This window comes from Microbacterium sp. CCH5-D1 (genome assembly GCF_001557335.1).
Classification (GTDB): Bacteria; Actinomycetota; Actinomycetes; order Actinomycetales; family Microbacteriaceae; genus Microbacterium; species Microbacterium oxydans.
The window spans coordinates 24,013-31,578 of the sequence record NZ_LSJW01000305.1 but is presented as its reverse complement, the minus strand read 5'-3'; the positions used below and the strand labels follow the sequence as shown (position 1 = coordinate 31,578).

Genomic DNA, 7,566 nt, shown 5'->3' with positions numbered 1-7,566 from the left:
AGTGTCGGTCGCAGCGGTGACGTTCATGACGGCATCCTTTCAGCGGTGTACGGGTCGGTGTGGAACCAGCGGCGGGCCGCCGAGAGGGAGACGTACACGAGCCCGACGAGAACCGGGACCTCGATCAGCGGGCCGACGACGCCGGCGAGGGCCTGCCCGGACGTCGCTCCGAACGTGCCGATGGCGACGGCGATGGCGAGCTCGAAGTTGTTGCCGGCCGCGGTGAATGCCAGGGTCGAGGAGCGGGCGTAACCGAGTCCGAGTGTCTTCCCGGTGAACAGGCCGATGAACCACATGACCGCGAAGTAGGCCAGCAGAGGAAGCGCGATCCGGGCGACGTCCCACGGGCGGCTGGTGACCTGTTCCCCCTGGAGGGCGAACAGCAGCACGATGGTGAACAGCAGCCCGTAGAGGGCCCAGGGACCGATCTTCGGCAGGAAGCGGTCTTCGTACCAGTCGCGCCCCTTCGCACGCTCTCCGATGAGGCGGGAGGCGAAGCCGGCGATGAGGGGGATGCCGAGGAAGATCAGCACGTTCAGTGCGATCTGCCAGACCGAGATCTCCAGCCCCTGCGAGTCCAGCCCCAGCCAGCCGGGGAGCACGGTGAGGTAGAACCAGCCCAGCAGCGAGAACGCGACGACCTGGAAGACCGAGTTGATGGCGACGAGGACTGCGGCCGCTTCGCGGTCACCGCAGGCGAGATCGTTCCAGATGACGACCATGGCGATGCAGCGCGCGAGCCCGACGATGATGAGTCCCGTGCGGTACTCGGGCAGATCGGGCAGGAACGCCCAGGCGAGGACGAACATCAGCGCAGGGCCGACGATCCAGTTGAGCACCAGCGACGAGATGAGCAGCTTCTTGTCACCCGTGACGGCGGCGACCTTGTCGTAGCGGACCTTCGCGAGGACCGGGTACATCATCACGAGCAGGCCGAGCGCGATGGGAACGGAGATCCCACCGAGCTCGAGGCCGGCCAGGAGATCGGAGACGCCCGGGATGAGGCGGCCGACGAGGATACCCCCGACCATGGCCAGGCCGATCCACAGCGGCAACCACCGATCCAAGGTGGACAGACGCCGAGCGGCCGGGGCGGTGGTGGGCACGGTTGCGGTGCTCATGCGAAGACCTTCTCGGTGTCGACCTCTACGGGTGCAGGTTCGTCAAGCGCGGCCAGGTGGTGCTGGGCATCCTGAGTCACCGTACCGGCCGGAAGCGTGGGCTGGAGACCTGCACGCGCGGCGTAGACGGCCGCGGTGCACCCCGCAGGGCCGGGCCCGATGATTCCAAGCTCAGCTTCTTGTATCGACATACGTCTATATTGACATTCATAAATATAGAACGCAATCGCTGCTCGGGGAGTTCATCTGCCCGGCACCCTGGCAACCTGACTCGTCGGTTGGACACGGAAGGGCGGGCCTCCTCTGAGGAGTCCCGCCCTTCCGTGATCGGAAATCAGCCGACAGTGACGGGCCGCGCGCCGATCCGGATAGCCGAGGGAGCCGCACAGCAGCTGCCCGCGTCGTCGTCGAAGTCGCCGGATCCCCCGCACACGCCGGTATCGGGGAGGACGAGCTCGCTGCGCCCTGCAGCCTCATGATCTCCCACGAGGTGCGCGGCGACACTTCGCACCTGCTCGAAGCCGGTCAACGCGAGGAACGTCGGCGCCCGGCCGTAGGACTTCGCGCCGACGATGAAGAACCCCTGCTCTGGCTGCGCGAGCTCTCGCGCTCCCGTGGCACCCACGGATCCGCAGGAGTGGATGTTCGGGTCGATCTCGGACGCGATGCCAGCGACCGCCTCGAGCGCGGGATCGAGATCGATCCGGAGCTCTCGCAGCATCTCAGTGTCCGGCCGAAAGCCCGTGAGTGCGAACACGCGACCGACACCTTCCACCTCGCGCCCGTCTTCGGCGACCACGGTCAGCCCGTCAGCGGTCTGCCGGAACTCGGCGACCCGGAATCCGGTCACCAGCTGCACGACACCCTCGTCGACCATCTTGCGCGCGCGAGAGCCGAGCGCGGCGCGTTCGGGAAGCTCATCTCCGGCGCCGCCTCCGAAGACGTTCGTTGCCGCCCCCCTACGGAGAATCCAGGTGACGCGGGTGCCAGGGGCCCGTCGTGCCAGCTCGCTCAATCTCAGGACGGCGTGCGCGGCAGAGTGCCCCGCTCCCACGACGACGACCTGCGACCCCGCGAGCTCTGCCACATCGGCCGGGATGCGGTACGAGATCAGATCCGATGCTGCGGCCTCCCCGAGGGCGGGATATCCATCCGCTCCCGCCGGATTCGGAAGAGCCCAAGTGCCGCTCGCGTCGATGACAGCGCGAGCGAGAACTCGCGACTCCTGTCCGTCCGCGCTGACCGTATGCACGACGAAGGGCTGGCCCCTGCGACCGCCCTCGACGACCTTGTCACGGCCGTGACGAGCGACTCCGGTGACGGTCGTCGCGTAGTGGATCCGCTCACCCAAGGCATTCGCCAGAGGCGCCAGGTAGCCGTCCACCCAGTCGGCACCGGTCGGATATCCCGACACCGGTGCAGCCCAGCCGGTCGTCTCAAGAAGACGACGTGCTGCAGCGTCCACGAGCTCCGGCCAGGCCGAGAACAGGCGCACGTGTCCCCACTCGGAAACCGCAGCAGCAGGCCCCTCACCACGCTCGATCACCATCACGTTCTCGTCGCGTTCGACGAGATGCGCCGCGGCGGCGAGGCCCTGCGGACCCGCTCCGACGATGACGACAGGTAGCTCAGACATGACATCTCCTCACATTGACAAAGTTCAATATGAAGACTGTCGCTCACCTATCGAAGGTTGTCAATACGTGGCAGACTAGATCCGTGAGCGTGTCAACGACAATCGAAGCGACATCCTGCTGCGTTCCGCCAATAGCACCCTCGATGACCGTCGAGGATGCGGAACGCGTTGCCCGGGTCTTCAAAGCGCTCGGCGACCCCACGCGCGTCCGACTGTTGTCGCTCATCGCCGCCGGAGCTGGCGGAGAAGCGTGCATCTGCGACCTGACCGAGCCTGTGGGACTCTCGCAGGGCACGGTGTCCCACCACATGAAACTGCTCGCGGAAGCGGGACTGGTCACGCGAGAACAGCGCGGCAAGTGGGCGTACTTCGCTCTGAACGTCGACGCGATGGATGCGGCTGCCGCTGCTCTCCACGCGGTCTGAGCACCTCGATCGTCAGAGCTCGCGGAGCTCCGAGGTCATCTCCCCGCCGGCGTCCCCCGTGTTGACGGTCCCCTTCGGCTCCAAGAGGATGGCGTGCACTTCTTCGTCGGCTCGCGGGCAGTGCTCCACACCCTTCGGCACGACGAACACGTCGTTCGGTCCCAGCTGATCCGAACACCCCGCGCTCCCCCGGTACTGTCGTATCCGGAAGAACGGAGCCGGAGATGAACGCCCTCGACGCATTCGGCACCATCGCCGAGGTCTTGTCCTGGATCGGGCTCGGCATCGGCCTGCCCCTGCTCGTCATCGTGCTCCTGGTGAAGATGCATGACGGCTCCTGGCTGCCTCAGGAGGTCGTCATCGTCGAGGAGCAGGATGGCCGGGCACGCGCCCGCTGGTTCGCGGCCGGCGATTTCCGGGAACGAGCGCTCCGCTCCGACGAGTCCGTCCACTGGCGCGGACGTGAGGAAGTCGACGCGTTCGTCAGCGCGCGTCACCCCGGCCTGATGCGGTTCGAGCCCCGACGACCGCTGCTCCATGCCTTCCAGGTGCTCGGGATCACTCTGGCCGCGGTCGGAGGCTGTGCGGTCGTCCTCTCCGTCGTCCTGCTGTTCGTCGGCTGAGGCACGGAGTCCGCACACAGTGTTCGCGGGCAGGATGGAAGACATGTCCGCATCACCGCTCGCCGCACGTCCCTGGCTCGATTCCTATGCGGACGGCGTTCCCGCCGAGATCGAGGAACCATCGCAGACGCTGCCCGAGATGCTCGCCGCGAGTGTCAAGGCGTTCTCTCGACGACCGGCGCTGGACTTCTTCGGTGCCGTCACGTCGTACCGTGACCTCGGCGAGCAGGTCGAACGGGCCGCCGAGGGATTGCGTCGGCTCGGGGTCGGCGCCGGCGACAGGGTGGCCCTGGTACTGCCCAACTCCCCGCAGCACGTCGTGGCGTTCTATGCGATCCTCCGGCTCGGGGCGATCGTGGTCGAGCACAACCCGCTGTACACCGCACGCGAGCTTCGCCACCAGTTCGAAGATCATGGGGCGCGGGTCGCCGTCGTGTGGGACAAGTCCGCCGACACGATCGCTGGATTCCCCGCCGACGTCAGGGTCGAGCACATCGTGAGCGTCGACATCACCGAGGCGATGCCGCTGTCGAAGCGCCTCGCTCTCCGTCTGCCTCTGCCCAAAGCCCGCGAGGCCCGCGCGAAGCTCACCGGCACCCCGAAAGCGCGGCACCTGATCGCGTGGAAGCAGCTCGCTGCGCACCGACGCATCTCACGCCGAGTGCCGGGGCCGACCTTGGACGACACCGCGCTCCTGCAGTACACCAGCGGCACGACGGGCGTCCCGAAGGGAGCGATCCTCACCCACTCCAACCTCCGAGCCAATGCGATGCAGGGGCGGGCGTGGGTGCCCGGACTCGTCGACGGCGAGGAGACCTTCTACGGTGTGCTGCCGCTGTTCCACGCGTACGGCATGACTCTGTGCCTGACCTTCGCGATGAGCATCGGAGCGCGGCTGGTCCTGTTCCCCGCGTTCGACCTGGGCCTGGTCACGGCTGCGGCACGGACGACTCCACCCACGTTCCTTCCGGCCGTGCCGCCGATCTACGACGCTCTCGCCCGCGCAGCCGCCCGAGGGACCATCGACCTCTCGACCGTGCGCTTCGCCATCTCCGGAGCGATGAGCCTCCCTGTCGCGACGGTGAAACGCTGGGAGGAGGCGACCGGCGGCCTGCTCGTCGAGGGCTACGGCATGACGGAGAGCTCGCCGGTGGCGCTCGGCAACCCGATGGGCCCGACACGTCGCCCCGGCACCGTCGGTGTGCCCTTCCCGAGCACGGAGATCCGGATCGTGGACCCCGCTGACCCCGATGTCGACCTGTCCGCCGGCGATCCAGGGGAACTGCTCCTGCGCGGCCCGCAGGTGTTCCAGGGGTACTGGCGTCGTCCGGGTGAGACGGCCGACGCGCTGCTGCCCGACGGGTGGCTCCGCACAGGCGACATCGCCCAGGTCTCGCCCGACGGCTTCGTGACCATCGTCGACAGGCTCAAGGAACTCATCATCACGGGAGGCTTCAACGTGTCGCCGAGCGAGGTGGAGGATGCGCTCGTCGCCCACCCCGATGTCGAGGCCGCAGCGGTCGTCGGCCTCCCCAAGCCGCACGGTGGAGAAGAGGTCGTCGCGGCAGTGGTGCTCCGCGACGGAGCTGCTCTCGAGGTCGATGCGCTGCGCGACTTCTGCCGCACCCGGCTCACGCCCTACAAGGTGCCGCGACGGATCACGGCCGTCGACGACCTCCCCCGGTCCCTCATCGGCAAGGTGCTGCGGCGCCAAGTGCGCGACCAGCTGCTCGCCGACCGCTGAGTCCGCTGAATCCTGGCGTCGATCACCGACGGCGAGCCCGCCTAACGCGCAACGCCGTCCGGCCGACAGTCACCCCCGACAGCCCAGGACGGGCCGTCGGGTCTGTGCTCTTCGGAACGCGGACGGATCTTTCCAGGATGGAGCCCATGATCGTCCTCACGCGCCTGAACCGTTCGCGGTTCGCGGTGAATCCCGACCTGATCGAACGTGTCCAGGCAACGCCGGACACGACGCTCATCATGGTCGACGGTGCGACCTTCGTCGTCACCGAGACGATGGATGACGTGATCGCGCAGATCACCCGGTTCCGCGCCGGGGTGCTGGCAACCGCCGCCGCCCTGATCACCGCAGCGGGAACCGATTCCGCGGCCCCCGCTTCTGAGGTCGGTCTCTGATGGATCCGTCTCTCATCCTCGGACTGATCCTCGCGTTCGGCGCCCTGATCGCCATGATCAACCTCGAGGGCGCGACCCTCGGATCGCTGCTGATCCCCGCCCCGATGGTGCTGGTCTTCGGAGCCACGATCGCCGTCGGCATCGCGAGCGGCACCATGCGCGATGCGCTGCATGCGGTCAAATCGCTGCCCCGCGCATTCCGCGGTGAGCGCCGCACCGCGTCGAGCATGATCGACACGGTGGTCGGCTACGCCGAGAAGGCGCGTGCCGAAGGGCTCCTCGCCCTCGAGCAGGGACTCGAGGACGAGAAGGACCCGTTCCTGCGCCAGGCACTGCAGAGCATCGCCGACGGCACGGACGCGGAAGACCTGCGCACACTGCTGGAGGACGAGCTCACCTCGACCGCCGCCCGCAACCGCACCGCCTCACGCTTCTACATGACGCTCGGAGGCTTCGCGCCAACGGTCGGCATCATCGGCACCGTCGTCTCCCTCACGCACGTGCTCGAGAAGCTCGACAAGCCGGACACCCTCGGTCCGATGATCGCGACAGCATTCGTGGCGACGCTGTGGGGTCTGCTCTCGGCAAACTTCATCTGGCTGCCCATCGGCGGTCGCCTGCAGCGGCTCGGCGAGCTCGAAGTCGAGCGCATGACGGTGCTCATGGAGGGCATGCTCGCGGTCCAGGCCGGCGCTCCGCCCCAGTTCGTGAATGAGCGTCTGCGAGCGCTGGTGTCCGAGCGTCCCTCTGCCCGATCCGGCCGGAAGGCCCGCACCTCAGCAGCCGAGGAGACGGAGCAGGCGTCATGAGCGTCCGTGCCCGTCGCCGCGTGCCGCAGGAGGAGCACAGCGGTCCGGACGAGCGGTGGATGGCGTCCTATATGGACATGGTGACCGTGCTGATGTGCATGTTCATCGTGCTGTTCGCCATGTCGACCGTCGACCAGGAGAAGTTCGAGGCTCTGAGCGCTTCTCTCGCCACGGGCTTCGGGCAGGAGCCGTCCGACGAGATCGACGCCACCACGGGCGTGGTCGTGCCCCCGGAGCTGGTCGACGAGAAGGGCGAGGACTTCGCCGACGTCGACCTGGCCGCCGCGCAGACCGAGTTCAACGAGCTCTCGGCGCTTCGCGAGCGTCTGCGCCAGGTGCTCGCCGACAACGGTCTCGAGACGGATGTCACCTTCACGATCGACGAGCGCGGCCTCACGATCGGGCTGGTGAGCGCGGAGACGTTCTTCGACACGAACAGCACGACGCTCAGCGACAAGGCGCTCCTGGTCCTCGATGCGCTCGGCTCCGTACTGGTCACCACCACCAACGAGATCTCGGTCGAGGGCCACGCCGACGTGCGTGGGTCGGTCGCCCCGTACCCGACGAACTGGGAGCTCTCCGCCGGCCGCTCGACGCAGGTGCTGCGACACCTCGTGGAGGCCTCGGGTCTTCCCCCCGCCCATCTCAAGTCCGTCGGCTTCGGCGACACGCGTCCTGTCGCCGCCGGAGATGCACCGGACGCACTGGCCCAGAATCGCAGGGTCGACATCGTGGTCCTGTCCGATGCGAACGAGGAGGTGCGAGCCCTCATCCCCCAGGCCCAGGCGGGGAAGCCGGCCTCCTGAGCACCCT

The 7,566-nt window shown here is 67.7% G+C and carries 8 protein-coding genes and 1 pseudogene; 6 read left to right on the top strand and 3 right to left on the bottom strand.

Annotation, left to right across the window (positions count from 1 at the left end; translation table 11 throughout):
- Positions 1–23: 23 nt before the first annotated feature.
- The 3 genes and pseudogenes from arsB to AX744_RS18345 all read right to left on the bottom strand — a co-directional run bounded on the left by arsB (position 24) and on the right by AX744_RS18345 (position 2,757).
- The gene (gene arsB / locus AX744_RS18355) at positions 24–1,121 is read right to left on the bottom strand and encodes an ACR3 family arsenite efflux transporter (protein ID WP_061018530.1); all 1,098 of its coding nucleotides are present in this window, start codon (positions 1,119–1,121) and stop codon (positions 24–26) included.
- A gap of 74 nt (positions 1,122–1,195) precedes the next feature.
- Positions 1,196–1,312 (bottom strand): annotated as a pseudogene (locus tag AX744_RS21115) (thioredoxin-disulfide reductase); the annotation flags it as partial.
- 143 nt (positions 1,313–1,455) lie between these two features.
- Positions 1,456–2,757, bottom strand: a complete 1,302-nt coding sequence (locus tag AX744_RS18345) for an NAD(P)-binding domain-containing protein (protein WP_061018525.1) — start codon at positions 2,755–2,757, stop codon at positions 1,456–1,458.
- A 143-nt stretch (positions 2,758–2,900) separates the two neighbouring features.
- On the opposite strand from AX744_RS18345, the gene AX744_RS18340 reads away from it, so the two are divergent.
- The 6 genes from AX744_RS18340 (at position 2,901) to AX744_RS18310 (ending at position 7,559) form a co-directional block, all read left to right on the top strand.
- Positions 2,901–3,182 carry an ArsR/SmtB family transcription factor gene (locus AX744_RS18340; RefSeq protein WP_046747384.1) on the top strand — a complete coding sequence of 94 codons (282 nt, stop codon included), beginning with the start codon at positions 2,901–2,903 and terminating at the stop codon, positions 3,180–3,182.
- 224 nt (positions 3,183–3,406) lie between these two features.
- Positions 3,407–3,805, top strand: coding sequence for a hypothetical protein (locus AX744_RS18330; RefSeq protein WP_061018523.1), 399 nt, complete (start codon positions 3,407–3,409; stop codon positions 3,803–3,805).
- Between the two features lie 43 nt (positions 3,806–3,848).
- The gene (locus AX744_RS18325; protein ID WP_061018521.1) at positions 3,849–5,549 is read left to right on the top strand and encodes a long-chain-fatty-acid--CoA ligase; all 1,701 of its coding nucleotides are present in this window, start codon (positions 3,849–3,851) and stop codon (positions 5,547–5,549) included.
- A 146-nt stretch (positions 5,550–5,695) separates the two neighbouring features.
- Positions 5,696–5,944 (top strand): flagellar FlbD family protein, encoded by a 249-nt coding sequence (locus AX744_RS18320; protein ID WP_058632703.1) that lies wholly within the window; start codon positions 5,696–5,698, stop codon positions 5,942–5,944.
- A complete protein-coding gene (locus tag AX744_RS18315) occupies positions 5,944–6,753 on the top strand; it encodes a motility protein A (RefSeq protein ID WP_058632702.1) in 810 nt (269 codons plus the stop codon). Before AX744_RS18320 ends, AX744_RS18315 begins: the two co-directional genes overlap by 1 nt.
- Positions 6,750–7,559: an OmpA/MotB family protein gene (locus AX744_RS18310; RefSeq protein WP_061018519.1), complete on the top strand. Its 810-nt coding sequence runs from the start codon at positions 6,750–6,752 to the stop codon at positions 7,557–7,559. Before AX744_RS18315 ends, AX744_RS18310 begins: the two co-directional genes overlap by 4 nt.
- Positions 7,560–7,566: the final 7 nt, after the last annotated feature.